The sequence below is a fragment of the Nocardiopsis lambiniae genome (genome assembly GCF_031845465.1).
GTDB lineage: Bacteria > Actinomycetota > Actinomycetes > Streptosporangiales > Streptosporangiaceae > Nocardiopsis > Nocardiopsis lambiniae.
This window is the reverse complement of record NZ_JAVREP010000011.1, coordinates 127480-153106: the sequence shown is the minus strand read 5'-3', so window position 1 is coordinate 153106 and position 25627 is coordinate 127480. Positions and strand designations below refer to the sequence as shown.

The window sequence follows — 25627 nt, the reverse complement described above, 5'->3', positions numbered from 1 at the left end:
TCCGGGAGGAGAACCCGGGACCGCACCCCGGCGGCCCCGGGCGGGCGTCTCAGCCCCAGAAACCGAAGCTGTACAACAGCCCGTTGGTCGCCGCGACCACGCCCAGCGCCAGCACCGCGCCGGTCACGAACGACGTCCGCAGCGACCGCACCAGGAACTCCAACGACACCAGGTTGTTGAGGATGAAGTACCCCAACATCAGCGCGTGCCAGAACCCGTCCATCGACAACGGCTCGAACGCGTAGGCCGCACCGGTCCACACATCGGTCTCGGTGGTGAACCACGCCCACGCCAACGCCGCACCGTACCCCAGCGGGATCTGGATGAACGGCAGGATCAACAGCGGCAGCAGCTTGGCGAAACTCCACAGGCTCGGGCGCCCGGCCTCACGGGCCTCGGCCTGGGCCCGCCGCGCCGCCTCCTGCTCGGCGCGCACCCGCTCACGGTGGGCGCGATCGGCCTCCTGACGGCGCCGCTCCTCCAACTGCTCCTCGTGGCGGTGCCGCTGCCGGGCCGCGTACTGCTCCTGCCGCGCCCGCTCCTGCTCCTGAAGCCGCTTCTGCTCCCGCAACTGCTCCTGGTGGAGCTCGTACTCGCGGCGACGCAGCTCCTCGGCGTCGGAGCGGACCTCATCACGGCGGCCCCCGTACAGGTCGGCGTACGGATCCTCACCGTCCCGCCCCGCACCCTGGTCGGCGGTGGGCGACCGCTGCGCGTCGTACTGCCGGGTGGGCGCGTGCCCCTGCCCCTGCTGCGCGCCGTACTGCCGAGTCGGCGCGTGGCCCTGGCCCTGGACCGAGGTCGCCCCCTGATCCGGGGTCCCGAAACCACCGCCGGGTGCCACCCGCGTGGCCTGGTCGTCGGCCCACACGCCCGCCGCACCGCCGGCCACGGCACCCGCCGCGCCGCCGGCCGCCGCGGCGCCCCAGACCCGCGTCGGGTCGTGGGCGCCCTCACCGCGCCCATGGGTGCCGGTCTGCTCCGCCGACTCCTCCAAAGCCCGGTTCACCCGGGCCACCTGCTCCTGCACACCCGTCATCACCGCCGGCGGCAACCACGTCGCCCCCCCGTGCACGTCCCCCAGATAGTCCAGGATCTCCCCCGGCGTGGGACGGCCCCGCACGTCCTTGCTCAGGCACGCCGCCACCAGGTGCCGCAACGACTCCGGCACCCCCGCCAGGTCCGGCTCCCGACCGATGATCCGCATCACCATCGTCGGCATCGACCCCTCGCCGAAGGGCCCCGTCCCCGACGCGGCGTACGCCAGCACCGCCCCATAGGCGAACAGGTCGCTCGCCGGCGTCAGCACGTCCCCCTGCACCTGCTCAGGGCTCATGAAGCCCGGGGTGCCGATCACCGACTGGGTGGCCGCCGTGCCGTCGGTGGCCCGCGCGATCCCGAAATCGATCACCCGCGGCCCGTCCTCGGCCAACAGCACGTTCCCCGGCTTCAGGTCCCGGTGGATCAGGCCCACCCGGTGGATCTCCGCCAACGCCTCGGCCAACCCCGCCGCCAGCACCCGCACCGTCGGCTCCGGCAACGGCCCATGGGCGGCCACCGCCTCGTCCAACGGCAACGACGGCACATAGGAGGTGACCAGCCACGGCACCTCGTCGTCGGGACCGGCGTCGATCACCGGCGCCGTGAACGCACCGCTCACCTGACGGGCGGCGGCCACCTCCCGGGCGAACCGCTCCCGGAAGGCGGCGTCGGTGGCCATGTGCGGATGGACCCGCTTGATCGCCACCGCGCGCCCGCCCGCGGACCGGCCGAAGAACACCTGGCCCATACCGCCCGCCCCCAGGCGTCCGATCAGCCGGTACCGGCCGATGCGATCGGGATCGGTGTTCTCAAGGGGACCCAACGTCCTCAGTCCTTCCGCATTCGTCGCACCCGACAACGTCTCGCACACCACACGTGCACCAGACCCCAGCGATCGTAGCCAACCGGGCGGGCACGGTGGACCCGAGACGCCTCACCCGGTTCGACGCCCCACCCCACCCTCCGGGTTCACCCCTCCGGGACACGGCGACGACACGCGACCCCTCCCCGGGGCCCACCCGCCCGCGGTGCGCCGACAACGCGCCACGACCCCGCGGAGTTCCCCCCTGGCCTGCATCGGCCAACTTCACCCTCGCCCACCGCGGGCCCCTCCCCACCCCACCTAGGGTCGTACCCGTCGAGAGGAACACGCCATGCCGGCCCTGAACACCCTGAGCACCGACGCCCGTCTGCGTCTGGCCCAGGCCACCACCTGGTTCACCGCACGGACCGGTGACCACGTCACCCGGCTCCTGCACCACCCCTGGCGCACCGACCCCTACCCCACCCACCGGCGCATGCGCGCCCAAGGCCCCTTCATCACCAGCAGGCTCGGGTTCCTCACCGCCACCACCCACGACGCCGTCCAGCACGTCCTGCGCGACCGCACCTTCGGCGTCCGCCCCTTCGACCCCGCCGACGCGCCCCCCGGCCTGGACGTCCTGGACCTGTCCTTCCTCACCCGCGACCCGCCCGAGCACACCCGCCTGCGCGCCCTGGCCCGTCCCGCGTTCAGCCCCCGCCGGCTCGAACGCCACGCCGTCCAGATCGAGGAGATCGCCCACGAACTCCTCGACAAGGCCCTGGCCAAGGGCCGCTTCGACCTCATGACCGACTTCGCCCAGCCCCTGCCCATCATCGTCATCACCCGTCTGCTCGGCATCCCCGACGACGACCACGCCGCGTTCGTCGCCCTCGGCGAGACCATCGGCTCCTCCCTGGACGGCCCGCGCTCCGCCCGCCACCTGCGCCGCATCCACACCGCCGCCGCCCACCTCGACACCATGTTCGACCGTCTCATGGCCCAACGCCGCGCCGACCCGCGCGACGACGTCATCTCCACCCTCACCGCCGCCACCGACGAAGGCGGACTCACCCCCGCCGACATGCGCTCCATGTGCCGCCTGCTGCTCATCGCCGGGTTCGAGACCACCGTCAACCTCATCGGCAACGGCACCGCGGCCCTCCTGCGCCACCGCTCCCAGTGGGACCGCCTCATCGCCGACCCCGACCTGGCCGGGAACGCCGTCGAGGAGATCCTGCGCTACGACCCGCCGGTGCAGATGACCTCCCGCTGGGCGGGCCACGACACGTCCATACTTGGACACGGAGTGCGGCGAGGCCAGTACGTTCTGTGCCTCATCGCCTCCGCCGGCCGCGACCCCGACCACTACACCGATCCCGACCGCTTCGACATCACCCGCCCCGACGCATCCGACCATCTCGCCTTCTCCGGCGGCATCCACTACTGCCTGGGAGCACCACTGGCCCGACTGGAAGGACGCATCGCCCTGCGCGCGCTGGCCGCCCGCGCCCCGCACCTGCGCCCGGCCGGAACCCCCGCGCACCGCCCGACCACCATCCTGCGCGCCCTGCGCTCCCTCCCCGTCACCACGGAAGAGGGGTAAGGGTGCCACCACACCACACCACCGCACCCGGCAGGGGAGCACCCGGCAACGGAAAGGGGGTGCTGTTGATCGCCGCCGCCCTGTGCACCGTCATCCTCACGGTCACCGGCATCCTCATCACCGTCCTGCCCGGCCCGCCCGCCCAGGACGGCCACCGCCTGCCCGAACTCGCCCGCGGCCACGGCATCGAACTCGGCGTCGCCGTCGCCGTCAACCCCCTGGTCAACGACCGCCGCTACCGCAACGTCATCGAGGACCACTACACCTCCGTCACCGCCGAGAACACCATGAAGTGGCAGCACGTCCAACCCGAACGGGGCGAGTACGACTGGAGCGGCCCCGACACCCTCGTCGACTTCGCCACCGCCCGCGACCTCAACGTGCGCGGCCACACCATGCTCTGGCACAACCAGCAACCCGCGTGGCTCTCCCAGGGCGACTGGGACGCCGACACCCTGCGCGCGGTCGTCCACGACCACGTCACCACCGTCATGGACCGCTACGAGGGCCGCGTCACCTCCTGGGACGTCATCAACGAACCCCTGGAGGACCACGGCCCGAACATGCGCGAGAACCTCTGGTACGACGTGCTGGGCCCCGACTACATCGCCCAGACCCTCTACAGCGCCCACGCCGCCGACCCCGAGGCCCGGCTGTACATCAACGAGTTCGGCATCGAGAGGGCCGGACCCAAGGCCGACGCCCTGCACGCCCTGGTCACCGACCTGGTCGACCGCGGCGTCCCCCTGCACGGCGTCGGATTCCAGGGCCACTTCGTCCACGGCAACGTCCCCGACGACCTCGCCGACCAGATGCGCCGCTACACCGACCTCGGTCTGGAGGTCACCATCAGCGAAGTCGACGTGCGCATCCCCGAACCCGTCACCGGAGAGGACCTCGCCGACCAGCGCCGCGAGTACCACGACATCCTGGTCGCCTGCCTGGAGGTCGACGGCTGCGTCAACGTCACCGTCTGGGGCGTCACCGACGCCCACTCCTGGATCCCCGAGTGGTTCCCCGGCTACACCGCCGCCCTGCCCTTCGACGACTCCTACCGACCCAAGCCCGCCCTGGCCGGCATGGTCGAGGCCCTCTCCCGTCGGCCCCGGCCCCGCACGGCCGCCACCCGCGCCTGAGAACCCCGGGGGCAGCCCTGATCCCTCACCGATAGGCTCCCCGGGACCGCACACCGCCCGGGAGCCGCCCTCGTGACCGTCCACGTCCCCGACGACGTCGCCCGCGCCCTCACCCGCTTCTGCGGACCCGACTGGGTCGCCGACCTGCCCCGCAAGGCCGACGAGCGGTCGCGGGCCTGGAACCTGACCCCGACCGGCGCACCCCTGCACGGCGCCGTCTCCCTCGTCGTCCCCGTGACGACCGCCGACGGTCGCCCCGCCGTGCTCAAGATCCAACCCGTGGACGACGAGACCCGCGGCGAACCCGACGCCCTGCGCCTCTGGGACGGCCGCGGCGCCGCCCGTCTCCTGGACCACGACCCCGCCACCGGCACCCTGCTCCTGGAGGCCCTGGACCACACCCGCGACCTGGACTCCACCATCGACGCCCAGGGCGTCGACCAGGCCCTGGAGATCATCGCCGGCCTGCTCACCACCCTCAACGCCCACCCCGGGCCGCCCCACATGCGGCACCTGGGCGCCATGACCCGGGACCTCGTCGCCCGCGCCCGACGCCTCACCGCCACCCCCCTCCCCCACGGCCTGGCCGACGCGCTCACCCGTTGGGCCGACATCGCCGTCGACATCGCCCCCGACGCCGGCGACCGCCTCCTGCACTGGGACCTGCACTACCAGAACGTCCTGGCCCCCCTGCCCGGCACCGGACGCGGCCCCTGGCTGGCCATCGACCCCAAACCGCTGGTCGGCGACCCCGGCTACGAACTCCTGCCCGCGCTGTGGAACCGCTTCCCCCGCGGGCCCGAGACCGAACGCCTGCTGCGCCGCCGCTTCGACCTGCTCACCGACGCCACCGGCGTCGACCGGGACCGGGCCCGCGCCTGGACCCTGGTCCGCGTCCTGGAGAACACCGTCTGGCCCCTGGAGGAGGGCGACCCCACCGGCCACGGACAGATGCTCACCCTCGCCCGCGCCCTGGGCGCCTGACCCGCCACACGGCGGGCACCATCCCGCCGCCCGGCGCTACCGCCCGGCCCGCCGAGGCACGCACAATGGGGTCCCACCTCGACAGGAGACCCCGTGAGCACACCGCCACCGCCGCCCTTCGACCCCGAACTGGCCGCCTCCCTGGCCCTGCTGGGCGACCAGATCCCCCCGTCCATCACCCCCGACCTCATCGGCCCCATGCGCGCCGCCCGCGCCGACCAGGCCGTCGAGGGCGACTTCACCCACGAGGGCCACTACACCGAACACGCCCTCACCGTGAAGGGCCACGACGGCGCCGACGTCCCCCTCATCCTGTGGCGCCCCACCTGGACCGACGCCCCCACCGGACTGCTGTACTGGATCCACGGCGGCGGGATGATCGTGGGCACCCACCGGGGCTCCGAGATCCCCGAGCTCCTCGCCATGGCCCACTCCCTGGGCCTGGCCGTGGCCTCCATCGGCTACCGGCTGGCCCCCGAGCACCCCCACCCCACCCCCGTCGAGGACTGCTACAGCGGGCTGGTCCACCTCACCGACCCCACCGCCCACCCGGCCCTGGACGCCGCCAGGGTGATCGTGGGCGGGGCCAGCGCCGGCGGCGGACTGGCCGCCGCCACCGCCCTGCTGGCCCGCGACCGGGGCGGCCCCCGCCTGAGCGCCCAACTGCTCGTCTACCCCATGCTCGACGACCGCAACGACACCGTCTCCGCCCACCAGATGGCCGGACTGGGCGTCTGGGACCGCACCTCCAACGACACCGGCTGGAGCGCCCTGCTGGGCGAGGCCAGGGGCGGCCCGGACGTCTCCCCCTACGCCGCCCCGGCCCGCGCCACCGACCTGTCGAACCTGCCCCCGGCGTTCCTGGACGTGGGCTCGACCGAGACCTTCCGCGACGAGATCGTCGACTACGCCACCCGCCTCTGGCAGGCGGGCGGGATCGCCGAACTCCACGTGTGGCCCGGCGCCTTCCACGGGTTCGACAACTTCGCGCCCCACGCCGCCCTCTCCCGCGAGGCCGCCGCCGCGCGCCTGTCCTGGCTGCACCGCACCCTGGGCGCCTGACCCCGGTACCGGGCACACTGGACCCATGAGGGAACTGTTGGGCCGGGTCGGCGCGTTGGACCCCCAGGCCGAGGCCGCCGTCAAGGTCATCGCCTACTTCGACCGGTTGCACGGCGCCGGCCTGGAACCCCTGGTGCGCGGCGCGGCCGGCCTGTCCGGGCTGCCCGCGGCACTCGTCGACCCCGCCCGCGCCCTGACCCTGCGCGCCCGCCCCGACGGCCACCTCACCCGCACAGCGCTCCCCGACCCGGACCCGGCCTGGCCGCACACCGCCGTCGGCACCGCCGTGCTGTGGGTGGAGACCACCGACCCGGCGGGACCCGTCCTGGCCATGGTGCTGGAGCGCGCCGCGGCCGCGATCGGCGACCACCTGGACCGCACCCCGCCGCCCGCGCCTCCCCTGGCCGCGCTCCTCACCGACCCCGACCGCGACGAGACCGAGCGGCTGGCCGCCGCCCGCCGCGCCGGCCTGCCCCCCGCCACCCGGTTGTCCGCCTTGGCGCCCCACCGGGGCCCGGTGCGCCTGATCGCCCCCGGCGAGGACCCCGGCGCCGCCAGGGCCGGTATCGGCCCGGCCGCACCCGTGGCCGATCTGCCCTCGTCCCTGGCCGACGCCCGCCGCGCCCTGCGCTTCACCGCCACCGGGACCGGGACCGACCCGGGGCCCGTCCTCGTCCGCGCCGAACACGTGGGCGCCCTGCTCACGCTCGCGGACACCGCCCGTCCCGACACCCCGCCGCCACCGGACGTGGCCGCCCTGGACCGGCTGGCCCGGGACTCCACCGCCCTGATCGCCCTGGCCGACGCCCTGGCCACCGCACCCAGCGTGCGCGCGGCCGCCGCCGCCCTGGGCGTGCACCACTCCACCGCCCAGCAGGGGCTGGAACGCGCAGAACGCCTCCTGGGCTGGAACGTGCGCACCGTCCCGGGGCGGTTGCGCCTCCAGATCGCCCTACAGGTGCGCCGCCTGTACCTCCCGGATTGATCCGCCCCTACGGTGGGCGGTGGGGGTGAGGCCCCGCACCCGTTTGAACGCCGCGCTCAACGCGAACGCGTCGGCGTACCCCACCCGGTGGGCGATCGCGCCCACCGTCTCCTCGGTGTCGCGCAACAGGTCGGCGGCCAGCGTGATGCGCCACTCGGTCAGGTAGGTCATCGGCGGGATCCCCAGCAGCGCCGTGAAATCACGGGCCAGCGTGGCCCGCGAGACCCCGCACGCCTCCGCCAGGCCCGCCACCGTCCACGCCGCGTCGGGCCGGTTGTGCATCGCCCGCAGCGCGGCGCCCACCACCGGGTCGCCCAAGGCCGTGTACCAGGCGGGCGGGTCGGCATCGGGCCGGTCGAACCAGGTCCGCAGCGTCGTCACCAGCACCAGGTCCAGCAACCGGTCCAACACCACCTGCTGGCCCGGCACCTGACAGCTCACCTCGTTGACGATCATCTCCGTCAGCGGATCATGGCAGGCGTCGGCGGGCACCACCAGCACCTCGGGCAGCGCCGACAGCAGCCGTCGCCCCACCTCTCCGGTGACGTCGTAGCTCCCGCTGAGCAGCAGGTCGGGGGCGTCCAGGGAGTGCCCGTAGGTGCGCACGCCCAGCACGATGTCCTCGTTCAACCGCGCACCGTCCGGGCCCACGCACCCCAGCCCCGACAGGACGGTGCCGGTGGTGGCGGCGTCGGCCGGGTCGGCGACGGTGTGCACGGCCGGGCCGCGCAGCACCGCGATGTCCCCGACGGCCAGGGCGATGGGCTCGCCGCGTTCGGGGACGATCCAGGACCGGCCGCGCACCATGGTGATCAGGGACAGCGGCAGGGAGTGGTCGAAGCACAGCGACCAGGGCGGTTCCATGATCGACCGACTGAACAACGCCCCACGGGCACGGATCCCGTCCAACAGGTCAGCGAGTGCGTCCATCCGCCCACCGTAGACGATCACACATGCCCATGAGCTTTCCGGCCATGGATCGTCTCACCCATCGGTGATGGACTTCCCTCCATGACGAACACGGAACCCATCCTGGTCATCGGCGGCACCGGCACCACCGGACGCCGCGTCGCCCACCTGCTCCGAGAGGCCGGCCACACCGTGCGCGCCGCCTCGCGCACCGCGCCCCACCGCTTCGACTGGACCGACCCCGCCACCTGGAACGCCGCCCTGGACGGGGTGCGCACCGCCTACGTCGTCCCCAACGACGCCGACCCCCGCACCCCCGACCTCGTCGCCGCCGCCCGCGACCGAGGGCTGGAGCGGCTGGTGCTGCTCTCGGCCCGCGGCGCCGACGTCCCCGACTACTACTCAGACCGCCCCAACACCGACAACGGCCACCTCCGGGGAGAGAAGGCCCTGGCCGACAGCGACCTGGAGTGGACCGTGGTGCGCCCCACCTGGTTCACCCAGAACTTCACCGAGGGCTTCTTCGCGCCTCTGGTGGCCGCCGGTGACCTGCGCCTACCCGTCCACGACGCCGCCTGTCCCTACGTCGACACCGACGACATCGCCGAGGTCGCCGTGGCCGCCCTCACCCGCGACGGGCACCAGGGCCGCACCTACGAGCTGTCCGGCCCCCGCCCGCTGACCCTGGACGAGGTCGCCGCGGCGTTCACCGCCGCCGGGACGCCCCTGACCCGCACCCCCGTCACCGTGGAGGAGTTCGTCGCCGAGCGGGTCGCCGACGGGATCCCCGAGGAGGTGGCCCTGATCTGGGCCGACGTCCTGGGCCCGCTGGCCCACGGCCGCGAGTCCCACCTCTCGACCGGGGTGGAGGAGGTGCTCGGCCGCCCGCCCCGCACCCTGACCGAAACCCTCACTCGGCGAGGGTGATCCCCAACGCCCCCAGCAACATCCGCGCCTGCGCGGGGCCGATCACCGCCCCGCGCAGGTTCTGCGCCTGCGCCAACGTCAACTCCCCCAGATCCGCGCCCCGCAGGTCCGCGCCCGCCAGTTTCGCGCCGGTCAACGACGCGCCCCGCAACCGCGCGTCCACCCACACCGTCTCGCGCAGATCGGCCGCCGCCAGATCCGCCTCGTCCAGACGCAGACCCTCCAGCACCCGCCCCCGCAGATCGATCCCCTTGCACCGCGCCAACATCAGGTTGCAATGCGAGAAGAAGTACCCCACCCCCCGCAACGACGTCAGCCCCGCCCCCGTCATCCGACACCCCGAGAACACCGCGTCCGTCAACAACGACCCCTGCCACCGGGTATTGGCCAGATCCACCCGCTCGAACCGCGCCTCGGTGCACTCCGCGCCCCCGAACACCGCGCCCGCCGCGCCGCCCCCGGTGACCTTCGCCCCCTCCAGCACCGCGCCCTCCAGGCGCGCCCCCTCCAACCGGCAGTCCTCCACGACCGCGTCGAGCAGATCCACCCCGCGCAGATCCGCCTCGGTCAGATCACACCCCACCAGCACCCGAGGCCCGTCCGCCCCCTGGGCCCACGCCTCCCGCAGATCCACACCCGCCAGATCCGCGCCCTCGAACCGTTCCTGAGAAAGATCAACGCCCATGGGCGCGCACACTACCGGGAGCCGACGACGTTCAATCGCGCAACTTCAACGCCAGGAACAGATCCACCCGGTGCTCCAGCTCGCTCAGATCCCGACCGGTGAGCTCCTCCACCCGACCGATCCGGTACCGCAACGTGTTCACGTGAACGTGCATCGCCGCCGCGCACCGCTGCCACGACCCCGAATGCTCCAAGAACCGCTCCAACGTCTCCACCAGCTCCGACCGGTGATCACGGTCGTAGGCGATCAGCGGGCCCAGCAGCCGCTCCCGGTAGGAGCTCTGCACCTCCTCGGGCACCGACGCCAGCAGCAGCTCGTGCGAATCGATCTCCGCGCCGGCGATCACCCGCCACCGGCCGCCCCGCAACTCCGCCAACCGGCGGGCGTGCCGGGCCTCCACCGCCGCCCCCCGCAGCTCCGGGACGCCCGGCGCCGCCGAGGAGGACCCCAGCGCCAACCGGTGATCGAGCAGACCGCCCTCCAACACCCGCGCACCGGCCACCAGCGCCGCACGCACCCCCTCGGCCGCCCGGGGCGCCTCACCCGCCGGCACCGGCACCAACGCCAACGTGTCGCCGTCGCCGTCACCGGTCACCACCGCGCCCGGCGACCCCGCCACCAGCTCCGCCACCACATGCCGCGTCAGATCACCCGAACGCGGCGTCGGCAGCATCACCGCGCTGATCACCACGTGGTCCTCCCCCTCGCCCTCGGGGGTGCCCCGCAGCAACGCAGCCACCTCGTCGAACCGCTGCGCCGCCAGCAATCGCGCCACCCCCTCCAGATGACGGGCCTCGGTACTCCACCGCTCCTCCAGCCGGCCCCGCGCCAGCACGGCCACCGACTCCAGTTCCGCGACCGTCTCGCGCTCCTCCTCGCCCCACAACGCCTCATCACCGGCGCACACCAGCAACCACCGCGACAACGGGTGCGACCGCGACGTCGCCACCGCCCGCACGGTCACCACCGCCTCCCCCGCGCCCGCCACCCGGGTCGTGTGCGGCAGCAACGGCCACGACAACGCGCGCGAGGCCAACCACTCCCGCTCCCCCGCACCCAGGCCCTCACCGTCGCCGGCCACCAGTCGACCCGTCGACGAGATGACCCAGGCGCGCACCCCGACCTGCGCCGACGCCCGCGCGAACACCTCCGCGAAATCAGCGCCCGCCGCCACCTCGGCCACCGCCTGCCGCAACCGGTCCCGGTGCCGCGCCAACCCCGCGAACCGGCGCCGGGTGTGCGACCCCAGCACCTCCTCGGTCACCGCACCGAACGACGTCTCCGGCGGCACCTCCACCAGCGGCATCCCCCGCCGCCGACACGCCTCCACCAGGTCCTCCGGGACCGCCCCCAGCGCCGTCCCCGCACCGATCGCCACCGCGCCCGCCGACACGACCGACGCCACGAACCGATCCGCGGCCTCCGGACCCCCGTGCCACATCATCCCGGTCAGCACCAGCTCGCCCCCGCGCAGATACCGCGCGGGTTCGAGCAGGTCGGTGGTGTAGGCCCACCGCACCTCACGATCGGCCTGCTCCACGCCCACCAGGAAGCGCAGGTGCAGCCGCTCGACCGCGATCAAATCGTCAAGACGCATGAACGTCCCTCTTGAGTCCGTGTGTCGATGATGGTCCCCGAGACGATACGGGACTTGCATGGTGGGGACGTACGAACGCTCCCACGCACACCACTTGTAGGAAACGACCAACGATAACCGTTGCCCACCCCATCACTTCATGTCATCACCGGATGGAAGCCGCGACATGACAGTGCTCTACTTCACAACATCAACCGGGCACGCGAGACACGAGGACCCTTTCACATGCGATTCCTGAGCCCCTCCACCCTGCAGGAGGCGCTTGAGGCCAAGGCCGAGCACCCCGGCGCCGTCCCCATCACCGGCGGCACCGACGTCATGGTCGAACTCAACTTCGACAAACACCGCCCCGAGGTGCTCCTCGACCTCACCCGCATCCCCGAGCTCACCCACTGGGAGACCACCGACGACGGCCACACCCGCCTGGGCGCCGCCGTCCCCTACACCCGCGTCATCGCCGAACTCCCCACCCTGGCGCCCGCGCTCGCCAAGGCCTCCCGCACCGTCGCCTCCCCCCAGATCCGCAACCGCGGCACCGTCGGCGGCAACCTCGGCGGCGCCTCCCCCGCCGGCGACACCCACCCGCCGCTCCTGGCCACCGACGCCACCGTCGAACTCGCCTCCACCCGGGGCCGACGCCGCGTCAAGGCCCGCGACTTCTACCTCTCCTTCCGCACCACCGCCCGGCAGGACGACGAACTCATCACCGCGATCCTGCTGCCCACGCCCACCGGGCCCCAGCACTTCGCCAAGATCGGCACCCGCAACGCGATGGTCATCGCCGTCACGTCCTTCGCCCTGGCCCTCAACGGCCGCGACCGCACCGTCGGCACCGGCATCGGCTCCGCCGGCCCCACCCCCCTGCGCGCCGAGGCCGCCGAGGACTTCCTCACCCACGAGATCGACTGGGACGCGCCCGTCCCCCTCCCCGAGGCCACCGTCCGGCGCTTCGGCGAACTCGTCGCCGCCGCCGCGCGCCCCATCGACGACCAGCGCGGCAGCGCCGCCTACCGCCGCCACGCCCTGTCCGTCATGGCACGACGCACCCTGACCTGGTCCATCACCGACTACCGCAAGGAAACCGCCCCATGCGCGTGAACATCAACGTCAACGGAGAAGACGTCACCGCCGACAACGTCTGGCCCGGCGAGAGCCTCCTGTACGTCCTGCGCGAACGCCTGGGTCTGCCCGGTAGCAAGAACGCCTGCGAACAGGGCGAATGCGGATCCTGCACCGTCTACCTCGACGACGTCACCGTCTGCTCCTGCATGGTCGCCGCCGGACAGGCCGAGGGCCGCTCCGTCCGCACCGTCGAAGGCCTCGCCGAAGGCCCCGGCAAGGGCGGCGACCGCCCCCTGGGCACCGTCCAGCAGGCCTTCGTCGAGGCCGGAGCCGTCCAGTGCGGCTTCTGCACCCCCGGCCTCCTCGTCCAGACCGACGACCTCCTCAACCGCACCGTCGACGCCGGCCACGGCACCCCCACCGACTCCGAGATCCGCGAAGCCCTCGCGGGCAACCTCTGCCGCTGCACCGGCTACGAGAAGATCCTCGACGCCGTCCACCTGGCCGCCTCCCGCCGCGCCGACACCGACACCGCAGGAAGCACCGCATGAGCACCCACGCCCTGGTCATCGAAGGCGCCCACATCGCCACCGTCGACGGCGCCGAACACCCCGACGGGCACATCATCGCCCGGGACGGCGTCATCACCGCCGTCGGCGACGGCCCCGCACCCGCCCACCTGGTCCCCGCGGACGCCACCCGGATCGACGGCCGCGGCCACCTCGCCACCCCCGGCCTGGTCAACACCCACAACCACCTCTACCAATGGGCCACCCAGGGCCTGTTCACCGACGGCACCCTCTTCGAATGGCTCGTCGGCTCCTACGAGATCTGGCACCGCCTCGACGCCGAGATCGTCGCCGACACCACCACCGCCGGACTCGCCCACCTGGCCCTGTCCGGCTGCACCACCGCCTCCGACCACCACTACATCCACCCCGCCGGACGCGGCGACATCGTCGATGCCCAGGTCGGGGCCGCGCTCGCGGTGGGGGTGCGCCTGGACCTGGCCCGCGGCTCCATGGACCGCGGCCACAGCCAGGGCGGCCTCCCGCCGGACAGCGTCGTGGAGACCCTCGACGGGGCCCTGGCGGGCACCGCCGACGCCATCGACACCCACCACGACCCCTCGGCGGCGTCCATGACCCGCATCGCGGTCGCCCCCTGCTCCCCCTTCTCGGTGAGCCGCGACCTCATGGTGCAGGCCGCCCACCTCGCCCGCGACAAGGGCGTCCGCCTGCACACCCACCTCGCCGAGACCCTCGACGAGGAACGGCAGTGCCGGTCCGAGTTCGGCTGCACCCCCGTCGAGTACGCCGAGAAACTCGGCTGGCTCGGACCCGACGTCTGGTTCGCCCACGCCGTCCACCTCTCCGACGAGGCCATCGACCGCATCGCCGCCACCGGCACCGGCATCGCCCACTGCCCCACCTCCAACGCCCGTCTGGGCGCCGGCATCTGCCGCACCACCGAGCTCCTCGCCGCCGGAGTCCCCGTCGGCCTCGGCGTCGACGGCCCCGCCTCCAGCGAACTCACGCCCCTCGCCGGGGAGATGCACCAGGCCCTTCTCATGGCCCGCGCCCGCAAGGGCCCCCAGGCCCTCACCGCCCGCCAGGCCCTGCACATGGCCACCCTCGGCGGCGCCCGCGTCCTGGGCCGCGACACCGAACTCGGTTCCCTGACCGTCGGCAAGCTCGCCGACATCGCCCTGTGGCGCGTCGACGGATTCGGCCACGACGTCATCGACGACCCCGTCATCGCCGCCGTCTTCGGCCCCACCCCGCCCCTGACCCACCTGTGGGTCGGCGCCCGCCCCGTCGTCGCCGACGGCGACCTCACCACCGTCACCCGCGACACCGCCGCCGCCCGCGGCCGCAACGCCCACAAGCGCCTCACCCAGGAGGTGAACCGCTGATGCCAGCGACCACCCGCACCGTCACCGACCTGACCAGCACCACCAAGGACGGCATCGGCGCCAGCCCGCTACGCCCCGACGGCACCCTCAAGGTCACCGGCGAGTTCGCCTACTCCTCCGACATGTGGATGGAGGACATGCTCTGGGGCGCCACCCTGCGCAGCCCCCACCCCCACGCCGAGATCCTCTCCATCGACATCACCGAGGCGCTCAAGGTCCCCGGCGTCGAGGCGGTCCTCACCCACGAGGACGTCCCCGGCGCCAAGCGGTACGGCCTCGAATTCGAGGACCAGCCCGTCCTCGCCTACGGCAAGGTCCGCTACAAGGGCGAACCCGTCGCCATCGTCGCCGCCGACCACCCCGAGACCGCCCGCCGCGCCATGGAGCGCGTCCGCGTCGACTACCGGGTCCTGGAACCCATCACCGACTCCCGCCGCGCCGCCATGGACCCCCAGTGCCCCCTGGTCCACGAACCCGGCACCATCCCCGACCACCCCGAGTACAACCAGCGCGGCAACCGCCTGCGCCACCAGCCCATCCGCACCGGCGACTTCACCACCGGCGACCCCGACGCCACCCTGGAGGCCCTGCGCGCCCGCGCCGACGTCATCGTCGCCGACGCGTACGAGGTCGGCATGCAGGACCAGGCCTTCCTCGGCCCCGAGTCCGGCATGGCCGTCCCCGCCGAGGACGGCGGCGTCGACCTCTACGTCGCCACCCAGTGGCTCCACGTCGACCAGCGCCAGATCGCCCCCGCCCTCGACCTGCCCCAGGACAAGGTCCGCATCACCCTGGCCGGCGTCGGCGGCGCCTTCGGCGCCCGCGAGGACCTCTCCATGCAGATCCACGCCTGCATGCTCGCCCTCCACACCCGCAAGCCCGTGAAGATCGTCTACAACCGCGAGGAATCCTTCTACGGGCACGTCCACCGCCACCCCGCCAAGATGCGCTACGAACACGGCGCCCTGGCCGACGGCACCCTCCTCTACGCCACCGCCGAGGTCATCGTGGACGGCGGCGCCTACGCCTCCGCCACCCCCGCCGTCGTCGGCGTCGCCTCCTCCCTGGGACTGGGCCCCTACGAGATCCCCCACGCCCGCGTCGACGCCTACGGCGTCTACACCAACAACCCGCCCTGCGGCGCCATGCGCGGCTTCGGCGCCGTCCAGGCCTGCTTCGCCTACGAATCCCAGATGGACCGCCTCGCCGACGCCCTCGGCATACACCCCGTCGACCTGCGCGTCAAGAACGCCATGGCCCAGGGGTCGCGCATCATCACCGGCCAAGAGATCGACATGCCCCTGCCCATGGCGGACATGCTCCGGCAGGCCCGCGACCTCCCCCTGCCCCCCGACCGGGAGGACCTCCCCGACCCCGCCGACTCGCGCACGCTCCCCGGCGGCGTCGCCGGGACCACCCGCGGCGAAGGCGTCGTCCGCGGCATCGGCTACGGCGTCGGACTCAAGAACCTCTGCTTCTCGGAAGGCTTCGACGACTACTCCACCGCCCGCGTCCGCCTCGAAGTCGCCGGCGGCGAACCCGTCGTCCTCGTCCACACCGCCGCCGCCGAGGTCGGCCAGGGCCTGGTCACCGTCAAGGGCCAGATCGCCCGCACGGAACTCGGCGTCGAGAAGGTCGTCATCGCCCCCGCCGACACCGGCGTCGGCTCCGCGGGCTCCTCCTCCGCCTCCCGGCAGAGCTACATGACCGGCGGCGCCGTCCGCACCGCCTGCCACGCCGTCCGCGACGAGGTCTACGCCCTCGCCCGCGGCCGGGGCCACGTCCCCGAGGGCGTCGGCGACGACGACCTCACCCTCACCGGCGGCAAGATCGTCTCCCGCGCCCGGGGCGCCCTGGTCTCCCTCGCCGACCTCCTCGCCGACGGCACCGTTGTCGAGGAGACCCGCGAATACCACCACCGCCCCACCGAGATGCTCGACCCCACCCTCGGCCAGGGCTCGTCCCACACCCAGTTCGGCATGTGCGTCCACCGCGCCGTCGTCGACGTCGACGTCGAACTCGGCCTCGTCAAGGTCATCGCCCTGGACGCCGTCCAGGACGTCGGCAAGATCCTGCACCCCCTCCAGCTCATCGGCCAGATCCAGGGCGGCTCGACCCAGGGGCTGGGCCTGGCCCTCATGGAGGAGATCCAGGTCGGCGACGGACAGATCCGCAACCCGTCCTTCACCGACTACCTCATCCCCACGATCCTCGACACCCCGCCCATGCGCATCGAGGTCCTCGAACACCCCGACCCGCACTCCCCCTACGGACTGCGCGGCGCCGGAGAACCCCCCACGCTGTCCTCCACCCCGGCCGTCGTGGCCGCCGTCCGCGCCGCCACCGGCAAGGCGCTCACCCACGCGCCCGTACGCCCCGAGGACATCGTCGGCATCCCCCTGTAGCACCCACCGGTGGTGCGGCGGCCACCCCGCCGCACCACCGGCCCCCTCACCCACCCGGTGAGCGGCCCACGGCGCACGCCCAACGCACACGTGCGCCACCGCCCCGCGCCCCCGGAGACGACGACGTCCCGGCACGGCCACCGACGAACACGAAGAGTGATCGTTAAAACACAAAAGGCGACCCAAGGCCGCCCCGTTTCCCTCCAGGAGGGGACATGACCACACGCGACAGCGCCCAGCGCCCGCACACCGCCCCCCAAGGTCGATCCTGGCTCGACCGCTACTTCTCCATCACCCGACGCGGCTCCACCCCCGCCCGCGAACTCCGCGGCGGACTCACCACCTTCATGGCGATGGCCTACATCATCGTCCTCAACCCCGTCATCCTCGGCGGCGCCACCGACGTCAACGGCGACCACCTCGACCCCGCCCAGCTCACCACCATGACCGCGCTCTCCGCGGGGCTCGTCACCATCATGATGGGCATCGTCGGACGCGCTCCCATCGCCTGCGCCGCCGCCCTCGGGGTCATGGCGGTCGTCGCCTACCAGGCCGCCCCCGTCATGACCTGGCCCGAAGCCATGGGCCTCGTCGTCTGGCAGGGCGTCATCATCATCGCCATGGTCGTCACCGGCGTCCGCACCGCCGTCATGAACGCCCTGCCCCGCGACCTCAAGATCGCCATCGGCGTCGGCATCGGCCTCTTCGTCGCCCTCATCGGCCTCGCCAACGCCGGATTCGTCAGCAAGGGCGAGGGAGGAAGCCTCCTCCAGCTCGGCGCCGCCGGCGACGGCGGCCACCTCCTCGGCTGGCCCATCCTCATCTTCGTCATCGGCCTGACCCTCGCCGGCGTCCTCCTCGTCCGCGGCATCCCCGGCGCCATCTTCTACGGCATCGTCGGCGCCACCGCCCTGGCCGTCATCGTCCACCACGCCTTCGGCCTCGACACGGCGCAATGGGGCGGCGGCGCGCCCGAACTCCCCGACAGCCCCATCGCCGTCCCCGACTTCGGGCTCCTCTTCCAGGTCGACCTCTTCGGCGCCTGGACCACCGCCGGTCCCACCACCGCCGGCGTCATCCTCTTCACCCTCGTCCTCGCCGGGTTCTTCGACGCCGTCGGCACCATCCTCGCCATCGGCGCCAAGGCAGGCCTCACCGACGCCGACGGCGGCATGCCCCGCGTCAACCAGATCCTCGTCACCGACGGGACCGGCGCCGTCGTGGGTGGACTCACCAGTTCCTCCGCGACGCTCGTCTTCGTCGAATCCACCGCCGGCGTGGGCGAGGGCGCCCGTACCGGCCTGTCCAGCGTCGTCACCGGCGGTCTCTTCCTGACCGCCATCGTCTTCGCGCCCGTCTTCTCCATCGTCCCCGCCGAGGCCGCCTCCGTCGCCATGGTCCTCGTCGGGGTCCTGATGATGACCCACGTCCGCGACATCGACTGGACCGACATGGGAGTGGCCGTCCCGGCCTTCCTCACCATCGCGATGATGCCCTTCGCCTACGACATCGCCGGCGGCATCGGCGTCGGCATCATCGCCCACACCGTCCTGCGCACCGCCCAAGGACGCACCCGCGACGTCGGTCCGCTCATGTGGGTCCTCACCGCCGTCTTCCTCTTCGACTTCTCCCTGCACGCGTTCGGGCTCTGACCCCGCACCGAACAACCAGGCCGGTTCGCCCGAAAAGCGGCGAACCGGCCCCTCTGTCCGAAAAAAGTAAGGAGATTATTACCTTCAAGTCAGGTCCCCACGCCCCGCCGGCCACGTCACAGTGAGCGATGGAGGCCGCAGCGGGCGGCTCCCCACGGACAGGGCGCACCCATGACCACACCGCTCCTCCCCACAGACCCGGCACAGATCGGTCCCCATACCGTCGTCTCCCGCATCGACAGCGGTGGCCAGGGCACGGTCTACCTCGCCCACACCCCCGACGGGACACCCACCGCCGTCAAGGTCCTGAGCCACGCCTGGGACGGCGACACCCGCCAGCGGGACCGCTTCGCCCAGGAACTCGCCGCCGCCCGCCGCGTCGCGCCCTTCTGTACCGCCGCGATCATCGACGCGGACATGGACGCCGAGCCGCCCTACATCGCCAGCGAGTACGTCCCCGGCCCCACCCTGCGCTCCGCCGTCCAGGACGACGGCCCCCGCACCGGACCCGACCTGGACCGCCTCGCCATCGCCACGATCACCGCGCTGGCCGCCGTCCACGAGGCCGGGGTCGTCCACCGCGACCTCAAACCCGGCAACGTCATCCTCGGGCCCGACGGGCCCCGCGTCATCGACTTCGGCATCGCCCGCATCGTCGACGCCACCCGCCAGACCACCAGCGTCGCCGGCACCCCCTCCTACATGTCCCCCGAACAGATCCGTGGCAAGACCCTCGGGCCCGCCAGCGACGTGTTCTCCTGGGCCGCCGTCATGGTCTACGCCGCCACCGGACGGCGCGCCTTCCCCGGCGAGACGACCATGGGCATCATCGACCGCGTCCTCACCGAGCCGCCCGACCTCACCGACGTCCCCGAACGCCTGCGCCCCCTCCTGGAACGCTGCCTGGACAAGGAGCCCGACCGCCGGCCCACCGGCATGGACGTGCTGGGCGCCCTCCTGGGCCGCGGCCCCGCACCCCAGGCCCCCACCCTCCTGCTCGAACAGACCTCCACCGCCGTGGTCACCGACACCGCCAGGATCAACGCCGTTCCCGCACCCGGCCTCCCCGCAGCCGGCGGCGCCGGCGCCGCCGCGGTCGTCGGGGCCGCCGCGGGCCTCGCGCCGTACGTGCCCGACCCGCGCCGCGAGGACTCCGGCCCGTCCGACACGGGCCCCGACACCGGCGCCCCGACCACCGTGGCCCCCCACACCGGGGCCGTCTCCGAGGCGGGCGGCGCCGAGGGCACCGGAGCGAGGTCCGTCGTCGGGGACACCGGCACCCCCGACGGTGACGGGACCGACGGACCCTGGCGCGGCACGCCCGCCTCCCGCGTCACCGGATCCGGCCCCGACGGGGCCTTCCCGGCCACCCGGGTCACCCCCTACGTCGCGCCGGGCGGGACGCCCGACCGGACCGGCGGCACGCTCCCGCCCGACGGCGCCCCTCCCCACGGCGGCGGATCGGTGGCACCGGGCGGTCGCTCGCGTCGACGGCGCTCCAAGGCCGGTTGGGTGACCGCGGGGGCGCTGATCGTGCTCGCCGCCCTGGGCGGCGTCCTGTTCTGGGTCTCCGGCCAGTACGCTCCCCCGCCCGTGGAACCGGTCGGCTCCACCCCCTCGTCCGAGGACGTCGTGCAGGACCCGGCCACCGACGAGGAGGGCGGTGACGAAGGCGGCGGCGAGGAGGAACCCGTCGACACCGACGACGGGACCGGCACCTGGACGCCACCCGACGAGGGGACCGAGCACACCGACGGCGGCGGTGAGGCGATCGACTGCCACACCGACCCGCACCACCCGGAGTGCGTGCCCGTCGAGTTGCCGGACTGTGAGATCTACCCCGACGCCTGCTGGGACACGGACCCCGGTGAGGGCGAGGGCGAGGGCGAGGGCGGCGGCACAGGCGAGGGCGGCGGCGAGGGGACCGACACCACCGGCGAGGGCGGCGGCGGTACCGGGACCGACGGCACCGGGGGAGAGTGAGGTCCGAGGACGGGCGGCGTGGCCGCGCGGACGGTGGTCCGAGTCCCTCCCCCACGTCGGGAACCGTCACCTCGACCACGTGGCTCCTCAGTCGATCACTGCCGGAATCCCGTTGACACCCCGGGGCGTCGCCCCTACGTTGTCAGTGACAACATTGTCTCCGGGAAGAGGACATGGACGCTCACGTCAACGGTCACCCGACCCCCGTCCCCGACTCGACCACCGCCACGGCCGCCGCCCACCTGCGCGACGGCCTCGGCCTGACCGGCACCAAGATCGCCTGCGGCACCGGCGTGTGCGGAGCCTGCACGGTCCTCGTCGACGGCTCCCCCACCGTCTCCTGCCTGCTGCCCGCCGACCGACTGGCCGGACGCACCGTCACCACCGTGGAGGGGCTGGGCGGCGACCACCCCGTCCAGCGCGCCTTCGCCGCCCACGACGGCCTCCAATGCGGTTTCTGCACCCCCGGGTTCGTCGTCGAGGCCTCCGTGTTCGTCGACACCTGGCGGGCCGAACACGGTGACACCCGGCCCGACCGGGAGACCATCGCCGACGCCCTGGCCGGACACCTGTGCCGCTGCGGCGCCTACGAGGGCATCGCCGCAGCCGTCGCCGCCGCCTGCGCCGGGGAGTTCGACACCGCACCCGAGGAGGCCCCGCCCCGGTTCGACGCCCTGGACAAGGTCACCGGACGCGCACGCTACAGCGCCGACCTCGCCCCGCCCGGCTCATGGGAGGGCGTCATCGTCCGCTCGGCCCTCCCCCACGCCCGGGTCCGCTCCGTCCGCGTCGCCGACGAACGGACCCCCCTCGTCGAACTCCTGCCCCCGGACCGCACCGTGCGCTACGTCGGCCAGCCCATCGCCGCCGTCGCCGCGCCCACCCCCGAGGCCGCCCGGACCGCGGCCGCCACCGTGGCCGTCGACTACGACCCGCTGCCCGCCGTCGTGGGGTTCGACGCCGCCCATTCCCCCGACGCGCCCCTGGTCCACCCCACCAAGGCCGACCGCGCCGACGCCCCCGCCTACGGCGAGGCCCCCACTCCCCCGGCCCCGTGGACCGGCAACGTGCGCGGCCCGGGGGTCCTGAGCTGGCGCGGCCCCACCGCCGTGGCACGCCTGCGCTCCGCCTCGGCCGCCGGCGACCCGCTGCTGGTGGCCGAGGAGTACACCACCGCGACCCATCTGCACAGTCCCCTGGAACCGCACGTGTGCGTCGCCCACTGGCAGGAGAACGGTCTGCGCCTGTTCGTCTCCACCCAGTCGGTGAGCAAGCTGGCCGACCGGGTCGCCTCCCACTGGGACCTGGACCGGGACCGGGTGCACGTGGTCACCGAACACGTCGGCGGCGGCTTCGGCGCCAAGAACGGGATCTCCGCCGACGTCCGGGCCGCCGTCGAGCTGTCCCGCGTGGCCGGGGCCCCGGTCCGGGTCTCCTTCACCCGGGCCGAAGAACTCACCGACGCCGGGAACCGACCCGGAACCCGCACCCGGGTGGCGCTCCTGGCCGACCGGGACGGGGACCTGGCCGCGATGAGCGTCGACTCCCACGGCGACGGCGGCGTCTCGGTGGGGTCCAGCACCGCCACCCTGGCCTTCCTCATGTACGGGCGGGCGCCCCGCCGGGTGCGCGACTTCGACGTGGTCACCCACCGCCCGCCCGGCCTGCCCATGCGCGGCCCCGGCGGACCGCCGATGGCCTGGGCCCTGGAACAGGCGGTGGACGAGATGGCCCGCCGGCTGGGCGAGGACCCGCTCTCCCTGCGGCTGCGCTGGGACGGCAACGTCAAACGCCGCGCGCTGTACGAGCGGGCCGCCCGCACCGACCTGTGGCGCGAGCGCCCCCGGGGGCCGCGCACCGGCCGGTTCCGACGCGGGGTGGGCGTGGCCGCCGCCAACTGGTTGTACCTGTACGGGCCCAGGGCCCGGGTGGAGCTGGTGGTGGAGAACGGCGCGCTGGTGGCCCGCGCGGCCACCCAGGACCTGGGCACCGGTATCCGCGCCGTGCTCGCCGACACCATCACCGACCGGCTGGGACTGCCCGGCGGCGGGGTGCGGGTGGAGATCGGGCGTTCCTCCTCGGTCCACGGCACCGGTTCCTACGGAAGCCGCACCACCACGTCGATGGGCCCGGCCGCCGCCGACGCCGCCGACCGGCTGCGCTCGGCGCTGCGCGACCGGGACCCGCGGGTCCCGGAGCGGGGGCCGATCGACGAACACGTCCTCAAGGAGGCGCTGGCCGCCGCCGAGGGGCTGAGCGTGGTGGGCGGGCGCGTCCGCGACCGCTGGGGGCCGCTGACCCCCGCGATGGCCGACGACCTGGCCATCGGCCGCGGCATGAGCGGCGCCGTGCACGTGATGGAGGTGGAGGTCGACACCCTGCTGGGGCGGGTACGCGCCACCCGCTGCTGGGCGGGGATCGCCGCCGGGCGGATCTACTCCGAGCGCCAGGCCCGCAACCAGTGCGAGGGCGCCGTGGTGCAGGGCGTGGGCCAGGCCCTGTTCGAGGAGCGCCGCCACGACCCGAACACCGGCGCGGTGCTCACCGACGACCTGGAGGACTACCGCATCCCGGGGTTGGGCGACGTGCCCGAGACCGAGGTGTACTTCCACCGGGAGGGGTTCGAGCACGTCCCCGGCGGCGGCGTCGGGCTAGGCGAGGTCTCCGTCGTGGGCGTGGCCGCCGCCGTGGGCAACGCCGTCTTCGACGCCACCGGCTGGCGTCCCCGGGACCTGCCGTTGCGCCCGGACCGACTGATCGAGGGGATCCGATGAGCACCATCGTCCGACCCGATTCGCTGGACGGGGCCCTGGCCGCGCTGGCCGAGGGGGCCCGCCCCCGCGCCGGGGGCGTCGAGCAGGCCGCTCCCGCCGCGGTGGTGGACCTGACCGGTGTCGCCGACCTGCGCGGGATCGGCCCGAACGCCGACGGAACGGTGCGGATCGGCGCGATGACCACGGTCGCCGCGCTGGCCGACCTGGACTCCCATCCGGCCCTGGCCCTGACCGCCGGGGCGCTGGGCACCCCGCAGATCCGTGGGACGGCGACGGTGGGCGGCAATCTGCTCCAGCGCACCCGCTGTGCCTATCTGCGCAATCCGGTGTTCTCGTGCGCCCGTTCCGGCGGCACGGGGTGCCCGTCCCGGGAGGGCGATCACCTGCACGGGGTGGTGTTCGACTCCGGTGTCTGCGCGGCCCCGCATCCGTCGTCCCTGGCGGTGGCGCTCCTGGCGCACGACGCCCGGGTGGAGGTCGTCGGTCCGGGCGGAGCGCGCACGCTGCCCATCGCGGACCTGTACGACGCCGTCGACCCCGTGCGGGACCACCGGCTCTCGCCCGACGAGATCCTGGTGGCGGTGACGCTGCCGGCCGGGACACCGGGCGAGCGGGTCGCGCACCGCCGGGCCGCCGGCCGGTCCCGGGCGGAGTGGCCGCTGGTGGAGGCGGTGGTCCGGCTGTCGCCGGCCCCGGACGGGACGGTGGAGCGGGCCGCGGTGGCCGTGGGCGCGGTGGCCCGCGTCCCGCTACGGCTACCGGAGGTGGAGACCGCGCTGGTGGGCGCGGTACCGGGCACGCCCCCCGGCCCGGAGGTGGACGCCGCGCTCGCCGAGGTGGTCGCGCGCTGTTCTCCGCTGCCGGGCAGCCGCTACAAGGTGGAGCTGGTGCGGGCCACCCTCACGGACGTGATCGGCCGGGCCCTGTCGCCCTGATCCGCCCCCCTTGCCCGCCCCCTCGGGGACGTGATGTCATCGGGGCGTCGGGCCGGTGACACGGGTCCGACCGGGCCGGTGGGCCGCCGTGGCGTGGTGGCCGACCGGCCCTTCGACGGGTCCGGGAGACACCGAAGGGGCCCGTCCGGTGACGGGCCCCTTCGCGCGCGGGTCAGCCGCGCAGCAGTGCCTGGTGGGCCAACTCACGGCACAGGACCGCGAAGTCCAGTCCGGCGGCGGACGCGGCCATCGGGAAGGTGGAGGTCTCGGTCAGCCCGGGGGCCACGTTGGTCTCCAGGAAGATGACCTCGCCGTCGTCGGTGACGATGAGGTCGGTGCGGGACAGGTCCCGCAGCCCCAGGGTGCGGTGCGCGGCGAGCGCCACCTCGCGGGCCGCCTCGACGACCTCGTCCGTCACCCGGGCCGGGCAGAAGAACTCCGTGCGCCCGGCGGTGTAGCGGGCCGCGTAGTCGTAGACGCCGCCGTCGGGCACGATCTCCACCGGCGGCAGGGCGACGGGACCGTTCCCGGTGTCGAGCACGCCCACCGCCAGCTCGGTGCCCTGGACCTGTTCCTCCACGAGGGCGGAGTCGCTGTAGGCGAAGCACGACACCAGGGCGGCGGACAGGTCCTGGACCCCGGTGACGGGGGTGGCGCCGAACGCCGAACCGCCCCGGTCGGGCTTGACGAACAGCGGCGACCCCAGCCGGTCGGCCAGGCGGGTCAGCAACGCCGGTGCGCCCAGGTCGTGGAACGCCGACTTGGGCAGGACCGCGCCGCGCGGCACCCGCACCCCGTGGGCGGCCATGAGCGCCTTGGCCGCGGGCTTGGAGTAGGCCAGCCGGCAGGCGGCGGGGCGGGCGCCCACGTAGGGGGCCCCGATCAGCTCCAGGACCTCGCGGATGGTGCCGTCCTCGCCGGCCGACCCGTGCAGTACGGGGAAGACCACCTGGGGCGGGTCCGCGGCGAGGCGGTCCAGCAGGGTGGAGTCGACGTCGGCGACCTGGACCTCCACGTCCAGGCGGCGCAGCGCCTCGGCGACGCTGCGCCCGGAGTGGACGCTCACCTCGTGTTCGGGGGACAGGCCCCCGGCGAGAACGAGAACGCGGTCAAGGTCGGCCACGGCGCGGACCTCCTTCTGTGCTGTCATGGTGCTCGATGCCCCTC

19 protein-coding genes are annotated in these 25627 nt (G+C 73.7%); 14 read left to right on the top strand and 5 right to left on the bottom strand.

The window, feature by feature from the left end; translation table 11 throughout:
* Window positions 1-49: 49 nt before the first annotated feature.
* Window positions 50-1864: a serine/threonine protein kinase gene (locus RM479_RS17570; RefSeq protein WP_311512800.1), complete on the bottom strand. Its 1815-nt coding sequence runs from the start codon at window positions 1862-1864 to the stop codon at window positions 50-52.
* 331 nt (window positions 1865-2195) lie between these two features.
* On the opposite strand from RM479_RS17570, the gene RM479_RS17565 reads away from it, so the two are divergent.
* The 5 genes from RM479_RS17565 (at window position 2196) to RM479_RS17545 (ending at window position 7616) form a co-directional block, all read left to right on the top strand.
* Entirely contained in the window at window positions 2196-3449 is a 1254-nt protein-coding gene (locus RM479_RS17565; RefSeq protein ID WP_311512799.1) for a cytochrome P450, read from the top strand.
* A 2-nt stretch (window positions 3450-3451) separates the two neighbouring features.
* Window positions 3452-4585, top strand: a complete 1134-nt coding sequence (locus tag RM479_RS17560; protein WP_311512798.1) for an endo-1,4-beta-xylanase — start codon at window positions 3452-3454, stop codon at window positions 4583-4585.
* Window positions 4586-4657: 72 nt separating this feature from the next.
* On the top strand, window positions 4658-5569 hold the full coding sequence (locus RM479_RS17555; RefSeq protein WP_311512797.1) for an aminoglycoside phosphotransferase family protein: 912 nt from the start codon (window positions 4658-4660) through the stop codon (window positions 5567-5569).
* 93 nt (window positions 5570-5662) lie between these two features.
* Complete coding sequence (locus RM479_RS17550; protein WP_311512796.1) at window positions 5663-6631, top strand: alpha/beta hydrolase fold domain-containing protein; 969 nt, start codon at window positions 5663-5665, stop codon at window positions 6629-6631.
* Window positions 6632-6656: 25 nt separating this feature from the next.
* Complete coding sequence (locus tag RM479_RS17545; protein ID WP_311512795.1) at window positions 6657-7616, top strand: helix-turn-helix domain-containing protein; 960 nt, start codon at window positions 6657-6659, stop codon at window positions 7614-7616.
* Here RM479_RS17545 and RM479_RS17540 read toward each other — a convergent pair.
* Window positions 7584-8546, bottom strand: a complete 963-nt coding sequence (locus tag RM479_RS17540; protein ID WP_311512794.1) for an AraC family transcriptional regulator — start codon at window positions 8544-8546, stop codon at window positions 7584-7586. The two genes, RM479_RS17545 and RM479_RS17540, sit on opposite strands and share 33 nt — an antisense overlap.
* An 81-nt stretch (window positions 8547-8627) precedes the next feature.
* On the opposite strand from RM479_RS17540, the gene RM479_RS17535 reads away from it, so the two are divergent.
* The gene (locus RM479_RS17535; RefSeq protein ID WP_311512793.1) at window positions 8628-9452 is read left to right on the top strand and encodes an NAD(P)H-binding protein; all 825 of its coding nucleotides are present in this window, start codon (window positions 8628-8630) and stop codon (window positions 9450-9452) included.
* On the opposite strand, the gene RM479_RS17530 is transcribed toward RM479_RS17535, so the two are convergent.
* Together RM479_RS17530 and RM479_RS17525 are read right to left on the bottom strand one after the other, a co-directional pair.
* Window positions 9436-10137, bottom strand: coding sequence for a pentapeptide repeat-containing protein (locus RM479_RS17530; protein ID WP_311512792.1), 702 nt, complete (start codon window positions 10135-10137; stop codon window positions 9436-9438). The genes RM479_RS17535 and RM479_RS17530 overlap by 17 nt on opposite strands.
* A 31-nt stretch (window positions 10138-10168) precedes the next feature.
* Window positions 10169-11734: a PucR family transcriptional regulator gene (locus tag RM479_RS17525; RefSeq protein ID WP_311512791.1), complete on the bottom strand. Its 1566-nt coding sequence runs from the start codon at window positions 11732-11734 to the stop codon at window positions 10169-10171.
* 225 nt (window positions 11735-11959) lie between these two features.
* On the opposite strand from RM479_RS17525, the gene RM479_RS17520 reads away from it, so the two are divergent.
* The 8 genes from RM479_RS17520 to RM479_RS17485 all read left to right on the top strand — a co-directional run bounded on the left by RM479_RS17520 (window position 11960) and on the right by RM479_RS17485 (window position 24460).
* Window positions 11960-12832 (top strand): FAD binding domain-containing protein, encoded by an 873-nt coding sequence (locus tag RM479_RS17520; protein ID WP_311512790.1) that lies wholly within the window; start codon window positions 11960-11962, stop codon window positions 12830-12832.
* Entirely contained in the window at window positions 12823-13347 is a 525-nt protein-coding gene (locus RM479_RS17515) for a (2Fe-2S)-binding protein (RefSeq protein ID WP_311512789.1), read from the top strand. Before RM479_RS17520 ends, RM479_RS17515 begins: the two co-directional genes overlap by 10 nt.
* Window positions 13344-14711, top strand: a complete 1368-nt coding sequence (locus tag RM479_RS17510) for an 8-oxoguanine deaminase (protein ID WP_311512788.1) — start codon at window positions 13344-13346, stop codon at window positions 14709-14711. Before RM479_RS17515 ends, RM479_RS17510 begins: the two co-directional genes overlap by 4 nt.
* The gene (pucD, locus tag RM479_RS17505) at window positions 14711-17116 is read left to right on the top strand and encodes a xanthine dehydrogenase subunit D (RefSeq protein ID WP_311512787.1); all 2406 of its coding nucleotides are present in this window, start codon (window positions 14711-14713) and stop codon (window positions 17114-17116) included. The genes RM479_RS17510 and pucD overlap by 1 nt, the downstream gene beginning before the upstream one ends.
* A gap of 215 nt (window positions 17117-17331) precedes the next feature.
* Window positions 17332-18768 (top strand): NCS2 family permease, encoded by a 1437-nt coding sequence (locus RM479_RS17500; RefSeq protein WP_311512786.1) that lies wholly within the window; start codon window positions 17332-17334, stop codon window positions 18766-18768.
* A 171-nt stretch (window positions 18769-18939) separates the two neighbouring features.
* Entirely contained in the window at window positions 18940-20751 is a 1812-nt protein-coding gene (locus RM479_RS17495; protein ID WP_311512785.1) for a serine/threonine protein kinase, read from the top strand.
* 173 nt (window positions 20752-20924) lie between these two features.
* Window positions 20925-23525, top strand: a complete 2601-nt coding sequence (locus RM479_RS17490; RefSeq protein WP_311512784.1) for a molybdopterin-dependent oxidoreductase — start codon at window positions 20925-20927, stop codon at window positions 23523-23525.
* Window positions 23522-24460, top strand: coding sequence for an FAD binding domain-containing protein (locus RM479_RS17485; protein WP_311512783.1), 939 nt, complete (start codon window positions 23522-23524; stop codon window positions 24458-24460). Before RM479_RS17490 ends, RM479_RS17485 begins: the two co-directional genes overlap by 4 nt.
* A gap of 172 nt (window positions 24461-24632) precedes the next feature.
* Here RM479_RS17485 and RM479_RS17480 read toward each other — a convergent pair whose 3' ends face one another.
* Window positions 24633-25583, bottom strand: coding sequence for a D-alanine--D-alanine ligase family protein (locus RM479_RS17480; protein ID WP_397222484.1), 951 nt, complete (start codon window positions 25581-25583; stop codon window positions 24633-24635).
* Window positions 25584-25627: the final 44 nt, after the last annotated feature.